We start from the raw sequence: 14,982 nt of genomic DNA on the forward strand, positions 1-14,982 counted from the left end.
TTTTGAAATTAGAATAATTCCGGCGCTGATATAATATTTAAATTTTCATCAATTTCAAATATCAATGGTGTTCCTGTAGGTAAATTCAAATCTAATATTTTCTCATCTGAAATATTTAATAAATATTTAATTAATGCTCTTAGACTATTACCATGTGCTGAAATAAGAACATTTTTTCCATCTTTAATCTGTTTAGAAATATCACTTTGCCAATATGGTAATACACGATCAATAGTAAGTTTTAAACTTTCTCCTGTTGGGATTTCATCAACCGGAATATCTTTATATCTATCAATATTACCGGGATACATTTCACTAGTTTTATCTACTTGTGGTGGTGCTACATCAAAACTTCTTCTCCAAATATGAACTTGCTCAGCGCCATATTTTTCTGCTGTTTCCGCTTTATTTAACCCTTGCAAGGCACCGTAATGTCTTTCATTTAGACGCCAACTTTTATACACCGGAATCCATAGCAAATCCAATTCTTCTAAAAATATGTTTAACGTTTTAATTGCACGTTTCTGATATGAAGTGTATGCTACATCAAAAGTTAATCCTAATTTCTTTAGTGTTTGACCACCTTTTATAGCCTCTTGTCTACCTTTTTCTGTAATATCTACATCAACCCAGCCCGTAAATTTATTTTCAAGATTCCACTGGCTTTCACCATGTCTTGTTAATACTAATTTCATTAAGAAACCTCCTAGTTATAATTTATATTCACATTATACAACACTTTAAATAATTAGTACATACTTTAAAATGTAAAAAATATATGTAAACGTTATAGCAGGACTTCTAAAAATTTATTTTTAATAAACAAGATATTTAAAAATAATAAATTTACTTTTTTATACATTTATAAAATTAATTCATTTTTCTGTAATTATAAATAAAGTTTTCTTTATAATTTATCTATGTGTATATTTCTTTCTTTTAACTATTTTTAATTTATTTTTTTCAAAAAAAGTAAATACTTTTGCCAACATAACTAATATAATCAACCAATATAAAAACATAATATTACCTCTTTTCTTAAATACGTAAAACTTAATTTTTTCTCTGTATATATATAATATCATACGGAAAACCAAATTTCAACCGTAAAATTCATATTTCTTTATTTTTTAGAAAAATTTCTCTCAATATCCTTGATTTTAGATACGGTTTACTTTATAATTAAGTTAAGTATTATAAAGAATGGATAGATTTTTATGACTACAATATTTAGCAAACGATTTAAACAATGTCTTAAAGAAAAAAATATAAAACAAGCCGCACTTGCACGTGATACACAAATTACTCCTTCTTCTATTAGCGATTGGAAAAAGGGGAAATATATACCTAAGCGTGATAAACTCATAATTATGGCTGATTATCTTAATGTAAATCCCGATTGGTTGATTGGTGATTCTGAAGATATAAAAATTGAAATTGAGAATTTTGATGAAGAATATGAAGATATTATAGATAATACTCTAAAACTACCTATACTTGGTTCTATTTGTGCCGGAAGCGGTATATATGCAGAAGAAGAATATGATGATCATATCTTTATTGATCAAAGTATGCGAGCGGATTTTGCCCTTCGTGTTGAAGGTGACAGTATGATTGAAGCCGGTATTTTAGATGGTGATATAGTTTTTATAAAAAAAACTCCTACCGTAAGAAATGGTAAGATTGCAGCTGTTTTACTAAAAGAATGGAATGAAGCATCGTTAAAAAAAGTATTTATTACATCTGAAAATGTAATTTTACAACCTTGTAATTCTTCATATGAACCTATAGTTACACGTAATGTTGAAATTATCGGTGAATGCGTTGGTGTTTATCGAGAATTATAAATAAATAGGAATTAACTTTATGAATTAGACCTAAAGTTAGTTCCTATTTACTTTTATTTATATAATATCGCTATGCGATCACGTCCATTAATATCTTTTAGTACCTGAATGCGATAATTAGTCTGTTTTGCTAAGTACACTATCTTATCTTTTTGATTATAACCTATTTCAAAAAATATTACCCCTTGATCCGTTAAATAATGGTTTGCCTGCTCAATAATTTTTCTATAAAAATACATTCCGTCTTCTTCTGCAAATAGTGATAAATGCGGATCAAAATTTAATACATCTTTTTTTAGTGTTATTTTATCTGAATATGCTATATATGGTGGATTTGATACAATAATATCAAACTTATCTTCTATTTTTTCAAACAAATCAGAATTAATAAATTTAACATCACTTTTCAAATTTACAGAATTTAACTGTGCAATATTAAGCGCCTTACTACTTATATCACTTCCTACTATACTTATTATGTGTTCGGATATTTCTTTTTGCAAAGTTATTGCTATAATACCACTCCCGGTACAAAGATCTAATATCTTTATATTATATAATTTTTGTTTTTTCACATAGTCTATAATTTTATCCACCAATTCTTCTGTTTCCATTCGTGGTGAAAGGACATCACTAGTAACTTTAAATTTTCTATTATAAAAATATTCAAAACCGGTTAAATGGCTTAGTGGTATATCTTCCGCTATGTGTTTATTAATAAGGTTAAAATATTCTTCTTCAGTTTTTTTATCTAATTCACTTGATATTTCTTTATTAAATGTACTACTATTCTCATCTACTAAATACATTAATAAAAATCGCGCTAAACTTTCTTCTTTGGCATGCTTTCTCAAAAGAAAACAAGCCTTCGTCATAGCTTGTCTTCTTTTCATTACAGTTCTTCACCTTTATTTAATTCTGCCATTTTTTCAGCTTGTTCTGCTATACGAAGTGCTTCTAATATTTCCTCAAGCTTACCTTCCATTATTTGATCAAGTTTTTGAATAGTTAAACCTATTCTATGATCTGTAACTCTGTTTTGTGGATAATTATACGTTCTAATACGTTCCGAACGATCTCCCGTTCCAACTTTGGATTTTCGTTCAGCATCAAATTTTGCTTGCTCTTCTTGTTGATATTTATCGTAAACACGAGCGCGCAAAACTTTCATTGCTTTTTCTTTATTTTTAATCTGTGAACGTTCATCTTGCATTGATACTACGACACCTGTTGGAATATGTGTTAAACGTACGGCTGACATTGTCGTATTAACAGATTGTCCTCCAGCTCCACTCGAAGCAAACGTATCAACACGAATATCATTTTCATTAATTTCTATTTCAACCTCCTCAGCTTCCGGCAATACTACTACTGTAGCAGTTGATGTATGAATACGTCCGCTTGATTCTGTTGTCGGAACACGCTGCACACGATGTGCGCCGCTCTCGAATTTCATCTTAGAGTACACATCTTCACCGGAAATAATAAAAATCACCTCTTTGATGCCGCCAATACCCGTTTCAGAACGTTCTAAAATATCAACTTTCCACCCTTGTGATTCTGCAAAACGTGTATACATACGTAGCAAATCTCCGGCAAATAATTGGGCTTCATCTCCACCTGCTGCACCTCGAACTTCCACAACGACATTTTTACCATCATTTGGATCTTTTGGTAATAGTAATATTTTTAACTCTTCTTCCATCGGTGCAAGCGTCGGTTCCAATTCTTTGATTTCTTCTTGCATCATTTCTTTCATTTCTTCATCTGTTTCAATTTCAAGTAGTTCTTTCGTATCAGCAATTTGTTGAACTATATTTTTATATTCTCTAAATACCGATACTGTTTTTTCAATAGAGCGTTGTTCTTTTGAATATTCCATTAATTTTTTTGTATCACTTACAATATCAGGATCACTTAACAATTCATTAAGTTTTTCATAGCGTTCTTCTACTACCTCTAATTGACTTAATATTTCCATCATTTTCTCCTTATTATTTTTCTATTTCGTGACAATGACGACATCTAGCCTCATATGATTCGCTAGCACCAATTACTACGACCGGATCATCGTAACGTGCCGGTTTTCCGTTTATCAAACGTTGACTTCGACTAGCTTCTTTCCCGCATTTATTACATACAGCATGTAATTTTGTCACCATTTCGCTTATAGCCATAATTTCCGGCATTGGATAAAAAGGTTCTGCTTTAAAGTCCATATCAAGACCGGCTACAATAACCCTAATACCGTCATCAGCCAATTTATTTATTATTTCTACTATTGATTTATCAAAAAATTGTATCTCATCAACACCTATAATATCATATTTTTCATCTTTTATGTAGTCAAAAATTTCTTCTGCTTTATCGATACTGATTGATTTATAGCTATTTCCATTATGAGTAGATACTTTATCTTCTTCATATCTGTTGTCAATGCTAGGTTTAAATAATAAAACTTTCTGCTTAGCTATAACCCCACGTTTTATTCTTCTTAATAATTCTTCAGATTTTCCCGAAAACATACTTCCGCAAATACATTCTATCCAACCAAATTTTCTATTTTCCACCATATTATAATCTCCTACTGCAATATATTTTATTGCACAATATAAAATTAGTTTAACTAATCATATACATAGAATAAAAACAGACAATCCAAAAAGAAATGCCTGTTTTTTAATCTTACTTGATACCGTATTTTTTGTTGAAACGTTCGATACGACCATCTGCTTGAGCAAAACGTTGACGTCCTGTATAAAATGGATGTGTATCTGAACTAATCTCAACTTTCAATAATGGGTACGTATTTCCATCTTCCCACTCTATAGTTTCTTTAGATGGTTTTGTTGAACCGCTTAAAAATTTGAAACCACTAGTAGTGTCCATGAATACAACTTTACGGTAATCCGGATGAATTCCTTCTCTCATTATTATCTTCTCCTTCTGCCCTGAACACTTTAAATATGAACAGAGTTATTTTTAAGTGAGTTAATCACATACCTATTTATTATAAATAATCCTTCTAAAAAAATCAAGTCATTTTACTAAGAAATATAATTTTTTTTGATGAATTTTATTTATAGAATATTTTGAAAAATGAAATTTTCTATTTAAAATATTAAAATATGAAAAATAACGTAAAATAGCATGATTATAGCAAAAATAAAATTAATTTTTCTCGTGAAGAAATCATTATTTTTTAAGTATTAAAGAATTAAAATATTTGTAATCAAACTTTTTAAATTTTATAATTTTTGTACATTTGTAAATGATGTGAGACAAAAAAGTAAAAAATAAATACCGGATATAATAGAATTACATAGAAGCTAGCTTCTATGTAAACCGTATGAAGCCCCCGACGTAAAATACATTATTTGATTAGATTTGTCAGCTTTAATTCCTTAGAGAACATTTCAGATTTCTAAAACTTATTTGTCAAGGATTTGAAAAAGGCGTAGCCCTTGTCCTTGACAAATAAGTTGTGAAATCTATTATCTAACAAGGAATTAAAGCCGGCATATTTTTATAGACTCTTTCCGTAACTCTTTTCTTTTTTCAACAGGAGAAAGCCAATTTAAAGTCTGCATAGGAAGACGGTTAGAGCGATATAGATACTTTTTCATCTGAGATATAAGATCATCATACGAAAAGAAAGATAAACGCCTGTAAAAACGTTCATTATCATTTCTATGACTACGCGTTCAACCTTACCGTTATGTCTAGGAGTTCTAGGTCTAATAAGTTGATGTTTAATGCCAAGATTATTACACAATACATCAAAAGGGTGTATTCGTTTAGTATCTTTAAAATGTGTAAATTCAAAACCATTATCAGTTTGAATTATCTTGGGTTTATACCCAAAATAATCAATAGCCATTTTAACAAATTGAACAGTAGAGTATGATGATTGTTCTTTAAAAGGGAAAATAAATCTTTCCCTAGTAGCTTCATCAATGATAGTATATTGATAAAATTTATCAGGAATTTCTCCTACATAACAACGTTTAGGAACATATTTCACATCAAGTTGCCATTTTTTACCAATTTCAGTAGGTGTATTATAGGGTTTAGGTTTATAAGGAATTACTTTTTTCTTAGTATCTTTATAAAAACCTAATTTTCTAAGCACTCTAAATAAAGAACAAGGATGTCTTTTATAACCTTTGTTGAATTTAAGTTTAGCATATAATTCAATCATAGAAATATTAGGATTACGTTTAATAAGATTTTTAATCCAAGACAATTCTTCAACTGTATGGGCGTTAGGGTGAATGGAATGAGGTCTATGAGACTTATCTATAAGAGACTCTTTAGTACCGTCATATTTTTTATTCCAACGCAAAAGAGAGGCTTTTGATATTTTATAGCGCCTACAAATAAAGCGAATAGAGTTACCGTTTCTATAAGTTTTAACTGCAGCTATTCTTGTTTGTAAAGTATGAGGTATATATCGTTGTGTTTTTTCTATATTTTCTGTTATAATAGTTTTCATAAGAGTAAATTCCTTTTTTTGATTTGTAGGTAACTTCATTATACAGGATTTACTCTTCTTTTTTTATTATATGTCTCACATCTATTGTAACACTACACAAACTTTTTAAATTTTATAATTTTACTTTAACGTTTTATTAATAAATATGATATAATAATTATATTAATTTAGGAGGTTTTTTATGTTATTTTTTTCCAAACTGGGTCAAAATTTAATTTTACCTAAAGATGTACTTATTCAATCAAAAGAAACAGTAGCAGTTAAAGGTGCTGTTAATGCTACTGTAGGGATAGCTACTAAAAATAAAAAAGCTATTGGATTAGATAAAATAGATGAAATTATTAATGAAATAAATAAAACTGAATATCTACCATACTCTCCCACACCGGGACTTCCTAGGCTTCGAGAACTTTGGAAGGAAAAAATCTTAAAAGATAACGATGCTTTAGATGAAAAGTATTTGTCACTTCCAATGGTAACAACCGGTATTACTCAAGGTATCGATACCGTGGCCAATCTTTTTAGCGAAAAAGGTGATGCTCTTCTGCTACCAAATCTATTCTGGCAAAACTATGCACAAATATATTCTGTAAAATTAGAAAATAAAATCTATAGATACACTCAATTCAATAATAAAAATAATTTTAATCTGGAAAATTTTGAAAAAACCCTATATTCTATAAAAGAAAATAAAATTTCAATAATTTTAAATTTTCCTAATAATCCAACGGGATACACCCCTTCTGTTAATGAATTATATTCATTGATTAATATTATAGATTCTTTTGCCAAAAAAAAACCTGCTAAGAAACTTATAATTATTTCTGATGATGCTTATTTTGGTTTATTTTTTGAAAAAAATCATAAAAATTCTTCATTAAATTTTACCGCTAAACTTTCTGATAATGAAAATTGTCTTGTTATAAAATTAGACGGAATTACTAAAGAGTTTTACAGTTGGGGGCTACGTATAGGATTTATTACTTATTATACAAAAGATTCCAACCTGAAAAATATTATTTTAGAAAAAACTCAAGGATATTTACGTAGCACAACTTCATCCCCTGCTAATTTATCTCAGCAAATAGCTATTTGTTTATTAACAAGTTCAGCAGCTATAGACCAAAAAATAAAAAACGATAAACTTGTTGAAGAACGCTACAATGTACTAAAAGGTGCAATAAGGGATCAAAAACTAGAAAATGAGGTAACTATTCTACCTTTTAATTCCGGTTATTTTTTCACTATAAAAATGCCAAATAATATTAATGCCCATAAATTTAGATTGAAATTTTTACATGAGTATAAGTACGGAGTTTATTCAATGGATGATAGACATATTCGTATTGCATTTTCTTGTTTAGATAAAGAGATTATTCCCGATTTAATTAAGAAATTTAAAGAGTGTGTTATAAGCTTCAAAAAATAATCAAGAAAATTTTTATTCACTTCACAAAATCGAACCGAATTTTAACTATAAAACCTTTGATTTAATCTAATTTAATTGATTATATAATAAAATTAGATGAACAATAATGACCACCCCTGAAAAGGGGTGGTTTTCTCTTCGGGTATAACCCTTTGTTACTAACACGCACCTCAAGGCGCTGGCTTTCACATTCGTTCAAGCCCTATTGTATTTTTACGCCCGCTACCCGTCAAACGGGTTTATCTATTTTTTCTTATTTCCAAATGGATTTGTATATTCTTTTGTTGTCAGTTTATCTATTGCAATATCATGCGCTTCTTGATCTTTGATGTATTTTCTTATTGTACCTTCATTCAAACCTACAGTACTTACATAGTATCCTTCTGCCCAAAACTTTCTATTCCCATACTTATACTTCAGGTTTGCATGCATATCAAATATCATCAGTGAACTTTTTCCTTTCAAATATCCCATAAAACTTGATACACTATATTTTAGTGGTATTGATAACAGCAAATGTATATGATCTGGCATTATATGTCCTTCTATTATTTCCACTCCTTTATACTTACATAACCTTTTTATTATATCTACTATATCTCGTTTGTATTGATTAAATTCTATTTTTCGTCTATACTTAGGGGTAAATACAATATGGTATTTACATATCCACTTTGTATGCGATAAACTATTATGTTTATTTGCCATAATTAAAATCATCCTTTCTTTATTTTAGTGCTTGAACTACTCTTATTTTATCAAGAAAGGATGATTTTTCAATTGTTTAACTCTTTTCTCGCACCCGCATAGCGGGTGGTTTATTGTTTCGGAGACTTCGCCTCCTCAACTGGCTAAAGCCATTAATGAAAAAATGCTAAACAACGTGATGCTGTTTAGCATTTTTTCATTATTTTTTTCTCGTGCACCGCATTTTAAACAGAGGATATTTTCTTATTTTGTTATCTTAATTCTTTTTTTCTACTTTTACAAAATCCCAAATTTTAGCTATATCATCTACACTCTTACTTACTTTAGAAATATTTTTTTCTGTTTTCCCATTTATATTATAACAATCATACACGTTGTATAAAACTATATCTCCATCCATATTTTCATATACCATTTTAAGGATATGTTTACCATCTTTATTCTTATCACTTGAAATATTATGGTATATTAATTCTTTTATATCTTTAGGATATTGTTGATAAAGTACATCTGTTTCTTTATCATTTCTAGGTTTTTTTCCGTCCCATAAAACACGGGCGATTGTTTTATCTTCTACAAATTTTACAGCACCCGGATCAATATATCCACCTATCTTTAATGATTTACCAATTTTAGTTAATTCATTTCCCATATGATAAACTTCATCGTCTTTTGTAATAATGTAACTTCCTTGAATATCTTTAGCATTATCTATCACTTTTTCAAATTTTTTATCAAATTTCTTATTATAAACTGTACCATCTTTTGTAAGGGCTAAAAACCAATAATTAAATACGCTAGATGAAACCTTAACTACATCTTTTATATCATCAATTTTAGTAAATTCTTTATATGTTTTATCAAAACCGTTGAATTTTTCTTTACCAAATGAATATAAATTACCGTCTTTATCCACAGCTACAACACCTAAGTTATATGGAGTTGAACTAACAATATTCCCTCCCAGTTTTTTGGGTTCATTTAAGTGTCCTCCATTTATACTATCAACACCTTCTATGTACAAATCATTGTTTTTGTCAATCCAAGCATGTCCGGAAACAAGATCTTTTATATTTTCTAAAAACTTAGTCGGTTTATCAACATCAACAGTTTCTTTACTAAAGGCTAATCCCCCACCTATGTAATACGCATTTCCTTTGTTGGTAAGTACGGAAATTCTGGAACTATCCACTCTATATGTTTCTACTTGTTCTGTTCCTCCCGATGAGCTCTTTGAATCACTGCCCGATTTTCCACATCCTGTAACGATAAATAAACACATTACCGCTATAGTAAAAGCTACAATACCTTTTTTCATTTTTCTCATTTTAATATCTCCTTTTTTTGTTTTTTTATACTGCATTTCGCCTTTAGAAGTTACCCCTAATAACTTCTATACATTCTGTTTTAAGCTTATAACCACATCGAACTATATGATAATTATAAACTCAGACTTTACTTGCTACAGAATTTCTAAAAAATTCTCTTTAAAAATCTAAGCAAAAAGGCAAAAAATTCAGAATATTTAGCTAAAAATATTATAATATAATTGTAATAAAAAATCGACTTTTTTTATATTCGTATAGTACCAAGTTTTCTTTATTAATTTTCAAAGCAAATTCAAGTTTCACTATAATAGCTAACTTTGTACTCATAGTTTCATAACTTAGATATTAAGCTTTTTTCATTATGAATTTTATTGTTTCATTGAATAAATTTTTTGTTATTTCTTGAATAGTATTAATTGTTTAAACGTCATATTTTTTAATTAAATATATAATGATATTTATTTTTATTTCTATTAATAATTTTATATGGTAATTTTTTTCATTGCCATAATAATGGTTTTTTATCCTATATAATTTTTATAATTTTTTAATATTTTCATACAAAAATATTAAAAATCCTAGAAATGAGTTTTTTACAACTATTTCTTGGATTTTCTTTATTTTTGAATCAACTTTATTATATTCCATATCGCTACAGAACTATTTAATTTGATTAATTCAAAGGTATATATATCTATTTTATATTATCCATATCGTACAATTTACGATATTTTTCATTCGTTCTATACAACTTTTCATGTGTACCATCCATTTCTACACATCCATCTTTAATAAATATTATTCTATCCATATATTCAATAGAATTTAGATGATGCGTAATCCACACTATTGTTTTATCTTTACTTGTTTCAAAAATTGTTTTTAATAATTCATGTTCTGTTTTTGGATCAAGTCCAACAGTCGGTTCATCAAGTAACAGTAATTCATTATTTTGAATAATACTACGTGCAAAAGCTATACGTTGTCTTTCTCCACCCGAAAATCTACTACCCATTTCAAAAACATTTGTATCAATACCTTCCGATAGACTATCAATTAATGATGTTAATTGTGCTTTGTCCAAACTCTCAATTATTTTTTCGTTAATTTCCTTATCACTTAATACAATATCATCATTATCAAGTAATGATAATTTTAAATTTTCTTTAATTGTCATATCAAACAAATAAGGTTTTTGATTTAAAAGCGAAATTTCCGTACCTAATAATTTTTCACTTGGTACTTTATTCAATACTGAAATATTTCCTGTATAATTCGTATATGTTCCTGTCAGCAATTTAATAAGCGTTGATTTTCCTACACCACTTCGCCCTAATATTGCAACTTTTTCTCCTTTTTTTATAGAAAGTGAAATATTATTTAAAATTGTTTTCCCATCTTCATATTCAAAACTTACATTTTCAATATCAATAATATTATTTTCTTTATTATTTTTTGTAACTATTGTATCTAATGTTTTTTCTTCTTGTGCGTAGAACTCTTTAACTCGATTAATCGATACTTCATATCCCGGCATATGTGAGATTGCCTCACCCGTCATAACAGCAACACTCATTACAGATAGTGCCATCATACAAAATGAAGCTATATAAACATTTTCTATTGTATTATTTAATGTCATGTTCCAACAGCTGTAAATCATAAAAAATACAGTAAAACCCGCTAATAAGTTAACAATATTTTCTCTAAAATGAACGAATGCCTTTATCTTTGCTTCACGTTTAAGAAGTCGAGATTCTTTTTCTTGATAATCAATCATAAACTCTTTTATTTTATTTGATGAGATCCAATCACTTATTCCAAATACTGCACTCGTAAAATTACGATATAAATCATATTTTGCTTTTTTCATTATATGGAAATTATTACGTGTAAATATAAGGGATACAAATGGGACAACAAAGATGATAAACAATCCGAATAATGTAGCAATTATAGCATAACTCATATCATAACCAAACATTACTGTCACGAAAATCACATATAATATAAGTGAGATAACACTAGGAAAAATAGTCTTTAAATAAATATTTTGTAAATGTTCTATATCCTCCGATATAATTCCTAATAAATCACCTGATTTATATTCTTTTTTTAATTTCAGTGCTTGTGGTTCTAGTATTTTATACACCCTACTTCTCATTTTTTCAATAATACCCAGCACTAAATTATGACTTAATAGACGTTGCACATAAGCAAATGTAGATTGTGATAATGAAAAGGTTCTTGTTAATACTGTCGGCACTTGTAACATTAGTATATTCCCTAAACGTAATGATGACTTACTGATAAGAAATCCTGATACATACATCAGTGCTGCACCGCTAACTACAGAAAACATACCCAGTAGAACTACGGCACTCATCATTTTTTTGTTGCGTCTGATTTCAGTTCTAATAATAGAATTATTTTTCACCATAGCCACCTCCTACTAAATTTGATTTTAATTTATCATATCTATCACTTACTCTAAAATCAGAGATTTTTTCATAATCTACCACTTTTCCACTATCTAAATGAACGATATAATCTGTATTATTTAACCAATGCAATCTATGCGTTGCTATAATAACCGTGCGTTCTTTAAATAATTCAAGCAATTTTTCTTTTATCTCAAATTCGGTTTCAATATCTAAATGACTTGTCGGTTCATCGAGAATAATAATTTCTCTATCACTAATTAAAGCACGTGCTATTGCTACACGTTGTGCTTGCCCACCGCTTAATTCTTGTCCGGCTTCTCCGATTAAAGTGTCATATTTATCCGGTAGTGTGTTAATAAAACTATCCAATCCTACTATGTTACACACCTGTTCTAAGCGTTTATCACTTATATTTTCATCTGTATAAAAGAGAATATTGTTACGTATCGTATCAGGGAAAATATATGGAAATTGTGAAATATATGAAATTTTTAATGCCCATTGTATATCAGTAAGTTTTATTTCCTCATTATTAATACGAAGTATTCCTGTAGTTTGATTATTAAAACCGGCTAAAATAGAAATAAGAGATGTCTTACCACTACCGCTTTGTCCTACAAGGCACACCCTATCTCCTTTATTAATCGTTAAGGATATATTATTTAGAATAATTTTATTATCTTTTTGTAAACTAATATTTTCCAATGAAATATTTTTGACATTTGAAATATTAACTTTTTCTTCTTTATTTTTTATATTTTTTATTATCATACGATGAATATCTTCATATGCCATTTGACCATCTAATGTTGCATGATAATCTGTAGCAGCTTGTTTCATCGGCAGGAAAAATTCCGGTGCTATCAACAAAACTGTTAACGACGGTAATAACACTGTACTACCATCAAGCAAAAGTATTCCCAATCTTACTGCAAGCAGTGCAATAGCAATAGTGGTTAAAAAATCCAACGCAAAACTATTTAAAAATGCCACGGTTAGTGTTTTCATCGTACTTTGACGATATTCACTATTTTTTTTCTCCATGATAGGTAAATAATTTTTACTAATACCTAAAAATTTTAAAGTTTCTATTCCTCTAACAGTATCTATAAAATTATTTGATAAAGCACGATATTTTTTATATTGTCTATTAGCCATATCTCGAGCATTAATACCGAGCAAAATCATAAAAATTACAATTACCGGTATTACCGATATTATCATAAGTGCAGATACATAATCAGTATAAAATATAAATATTACTATAAGAGCAGGTATAATACCGCCACGTAACTTTTTCGATACATTAAGCTCAAAATATTGTTTTACTTTGCCAATTCCGTCAATAGCTAAAGTAACTAATTTACCGGAACCTTCTCTTGTTGTAAACTCAGGTCCTAAATTAAAATAACTGCTTAATAATTCTTTACGCAGGTTTTTTTCAAATTCAATAGCGTGTTTTTCTGTCACATACTGCTCCAAATGTAAAAACAGCGTTCTAAATATATAACCCATTAAAAAAAGTATACTATCTCTTAATACATTATCAAAATTTTTATCAAACAATCCCACGATAGCCTTAGCTAAAAAAGCAGCCTGTATAATAATACAAACTGCTTCTAATGTTGATAATACTAATAATGTCAATGTAAGACTTTTTTTAACAGGAAGTTTCAACTTTTCTTCCTTTTTCTTCATCAATTAGTACTCCAATTCATCTTCTTTTGTTAGTCGTTTTCTAAAAATAGAATATGACCATACTTGGTATCCAAGGACGAATGGCAATAAGAATAACGCTACTATTGTCATAAGTCTTAGAGTATAAATTCCGCTTGCAGCATCATATATAAATAGTGATTGTGTAACATCATTACTGTTTATGATAGCTCTTGGGAACATTCCAACAAAAACACTCAATGTAAGGAATGCTAACGTACCAGATGTACATAAAAATGCCGATAAATCTTTTCCTTTGAAGTTTAAAATGAACGAAACTACGAAGAACGCCACAGCTATTAATGCCAAGATTAATCCTATATAGTAATTATTTATAAAAATGTCCGTTTTAAACAACGCCCAAACTGCAAATACCAGTGTAACAACTGCAGCAAACGGGAATAATAGTGCGGAAATACCACGTGCGGCATTTCTTAATTCACCTGTTGTTTTAAGTGCTAAAAATTGTGCACCATGAACAAGCATTAGTAATAACATCATAATACCACCTAAAATAGTAAACGGTGATAATAATCCTAAAAATCCATCAATCAGATTTTTCTTATCATCAAGGTTAGCCCCTGTCATAAAATTAGCAACGGCTACTCCCCATAAAATCGGTGGTAAAAAGCTACCAATAAACATTGCGAAGTCACATGCTTTAATCCACTTTCTATTATTACCTAATTTACCTCTAAATTCAAACGAAACGCCTCGTAAAATTAAAGCAACAAGCATCAATACAAACGCAATATAATATCCGCTAAATAATTTACCATACCAGATAGGAAATGCGGCAAACATCGCTCCACCACCGGTAAGCAACCAAACTTCATTAGCATCCCAAAACGGACCGATTGTATTAAAGTACACACGTTTTTCAACATCATTAGTACCCAATATTTGTGCTAATATACCAACACCAAAATCATATCCTTCTAATACGAAAAATCCTGTAAATAACACTGTAATTAGTAAGAACCATATATTTGGTAAAGCTACTGACCAATCCATA

The 14,982-nt window shown here is 29.0% G+C and carries 12 protein-coding genes and 1 pseudogene; 2 read left to right on the forward strand and 11 right to left on the reverse strand.

The window, feature by feature from the left end:
- Nucleotides 1-8: 8 nt before the first annotated feature.
- Nucleotides 9-695, reverse strand: coding sequence for a 2,3-diphosphoglycerate-dependent phosphoglycerate mutase (gpmA, locus tag BQ7358_RS07245; protein ID WP_062173384.1), 687 nt, complete (start codon nucleotides 693-695; stop codon nucleotides 9-11).
- Between the two features lie 522 nt (nucleotides 696-1,217).
- Here gpmA and BQ7358_RS07250 point away from each other — a divergent pair.
- Nucleotides 1,218-1,847: a helix-turn-helix domain-containing protein gene (locus BQ7358_RS07250; protein WP_062173382.1), complete on the forward strand. Its 630-nt coding sequence runs from the start codon at nucleotides 1,218-1,220 to the stop codon at nucleotides 1,845-1,847.
- Between the two features lie 53 nt (nucleotides 1,848-1,900).
- Here BQ7358_RS07250 and prmC read toward each other — a convergent pair whose 3' ends face one another.
- The 5 genes and pseudogenes from prmC to BQ7358_RS07275 form a co-directional block, all read right to left on the reverse strand.
- Complete coding sequence (gene prmC, locus BQ7358_RS07255; protein ID WP_062173379.1) at nucleotides 1,901-2,740, reverse strand: peptide chain release factor N(5)-glutamine methyltransferase; 840 nt, start codon at nucleotides 2,738-2,740, stop codon at nucleotides 1,901-1,903.
- The gene (gene prfA, locus BQ7358_RS07260) at nucleotides 2,740-3,828 is read right to left on the reverse strand and encodes a peptide chain release factor 1 (RefSeq protein ID WP_062173377.1); all 1,089 of its coding nucleotides are present in this window, start codon (nucleotides 3,826-3,828) and stop codon (nucleotides 2,740-2,742) included. Before prfA ends, prmC begins: the two co-directional genes overlap by 1 nt.
- 13 nt (nucleotides 3,829-3,841) lie before the next feature.
- The gene (locus BQ7358_RS07265) at nucleotides 3,842-4,420 is read right to left on the reverse strand and encodes a thymidine kinase (protein WP_062173375.1); all 579 of its coding nucleotides are present in this window, start codon (nucleotides 4,418-4,420) and stop codon (nucleotides 3,842-3,844) included.
- A 112-nt stretch (nucleotides 4,421-4,532) separates the two neighbouring features.
- Entirely contained in the window at nucleotides 4,533-4,778 is a 246-nt protein-coding gene (locus BQ7358_RS07270) for a type B 50S ribosomal protein L31 (RefSeq protein WP_003145327.1), read from the reverse strand.
- Nucleotides 4,779-5,356: 578 nt separating this feature from the next.
- Nucleotides 5,357-6,342 (reverse strand): annotated as a pseudogene (locus BQ7358_RS07275) (DDE-type integrase/transposase/recombinase).
- 181 nt (nucleotides 6,343-6,523) lie between these two features.
- Here BQ7358_RS07275 and BQ7358_RS07280 point away from each other — a divergent pair.
- Nucleotides 6,524-7,771 carry an aminotransferase class I/II-fold pyridoxal phosphate-dependent enzyme gene (locus BQ7358_RS07280; RefSeq protein ID WP_062173373.1) on the forward strand — a complete coding sequence of 416 codons (1,248 nt, stop codon included), beginning with the start codon at nucleotides 6,524-6,526 and terminating at the stop codon, nucleotides 7,769-7,771.
- A gap of 243 nt (nucleotides 7,772-8,014) precedes the next feature.
- Here the strand turns inward: BQ7358_RS07280 and tnpA are convergent, their stop codons facing one another.
- From tnpA to cydB, 5 genes are all read right to left on the reverse strand, one after another.
- Nucleotides 8,015-8,479 carry an IS200/IS605 family transposase gene (tnpA, locus tag BQ7358_RS07285; RefSeq protein WP_062171958.1) on the reverse strand — a complete coding sequence of 155 codons (465 nt, stop codon included), beginning with the start codon at nucleotides 8,477-8,479 and terminating at the stop codon, nucleotides 8,015-8,017.
- A 256-nt stretch (nucleotides 8,480-8,735) separates the two neighbouring features.
- Nucleotides 8,736-9,806 carry a hypothetical protein gene (locus BQ7358_RS07290; RefSeq protein WP_072520415.1) on the reverse strand — a complete coding sequence of 357 codons (1,071 nt, stop codon included), beginning with the start codon at nucleotides 9,804-9,806 and terminating at the stop codon, nucleotides 8,736-8,738.
- Nucleotides 9,807-10,501: 695 nt separating this feature from the next.
- Nucleotides 10,502-12,247 carry a thiol reductant ABC exporter subunit CydC gene (gene cydC / locus BQ7358_RS07295; RefSeq protein WP_072520416.1) on the reverse strand — a complete coding sequence of 582 codons (1,746 nt, stop codon included), beginning with the start codon at nucleotides 12,245-12,247 and terminating at the stop codon, nucleotides 10,502-10,504.
- On the reverse strand, nucleotides 12,234-13,949 hold the full coding sequence (gene cydD, locus BQ7358_RS07300) for a thiol reductant ABC exporter subunit CydD (protein WP_062173366.1): 1,716 nt from the start codon (nucleotides 13,947-13,949) through the stop codon (nucleotides 12,234-12,236). The genes cydC and cydD overlap by 14 nt, the downstream gene beginning before the upstream one ends.
- 3 nt (nucleotides 13,950-13,952) lie before the next feature.
- Nucleotides 13,953-14,981, reverse strand: coding sequence for a cytochrome d ubiquinol oxidase subunit II (cydB, locus tag BQ7358_RS07305; protein ID WP_062173364.1), 1,029 nt, complete (start codon nucleotides 14,979-14,981; stop codon nucleotides 13,953-13,955).
- Nucleotide 14,982 lies beyond the last annotated feature (1 nt).

Source organism: Gemella massiliensis, assembly GCF_900120125.1.
Taxonomy (GTDB): Bacteria; Bacillota; Bacilli; order Staphylococcales; family Gemellaceae; genus Gemella; species Gemella massiliensis.

Coding starts and splice junctions, on each gene's coding strand:
- gpmA (WP_062173384.1), bottom strand. CDS start 695: ATGAAATTAGTATTAACAAGACATGGTGAAAGCCAGTGGAATCTTGAA.
- BQ7358_RS07250 (WP_062173382.1), top strand. CDS start 1,218: ATGACTACAATATTTAGCAAACGATTTAAACAATGTCTTAAAGAAAAA.
- prmC (WP_062173379.1), bottom strand. CDS start 2,740: ATGAAAAGAAGACAAGCTATGACGAAGGCTTGTTTTCTTTTGAGAAAG.
- prfA (WP_062173377.1), bottom strand. CDS start 3,828: ATGGAAATATTAAGTCAATTAGAGGTAGTAGAAGAACGCTATGAAAAA.
- BQ7358_RS07265 (WP_062173375.1), bottom strand. CDS start 4,420: ATGGTGGAAAATAGAAAATTTGGTTGGATAGAATGTATTTGCGGAAGT.
- BQ7358_RS07270 (WP_003145327.1), bottom strand. CDS start 4,778: ATGAGAGAAGGAATTCATCCGGATTACCGTAAAGTTGTATTCATGGAC.
- BQ7358_RS07280 (WP_062173373.1), top strand. CDS start 6,524: ATGTTATTTTTTTCCAAACTGGGTCAAAATTTAATTTTACCTAAAGAT.
- tnpA (WP_062171958.1), bottom strand. CDS start 8,479: ATGGCAAATAAACATAATAGTTTATCGCATACAAAGTGGATATGTAAA.
- BQ7358_RS07290 (WP_072520415.1), bottom strand. CDS start 9,806: ATGAGAAAAATGAAAAAAGGTATTGTAGCTTTTACTATAGCGGTAATG.
- cydC (WP_072520416.1), bottom strand. CDS start 12,247: ATGGTGAAAAATAATTCTATTATTAGAACTGAAATCAGACGCAACAAA.
- cydD (WP_062173366.1), bottom strand. CDS start 13,949: ATGAAGAAAAAGGAAGAAAAGTTGAAACTTCCTGTTAAAAAAAGTCTT.
- cydB (WP_062173364.1), bottom strand. CDS start 14,981: ATGGATTGGTCAGTAGCTTTACCAAATATATGGTTCTTACTAATTACA.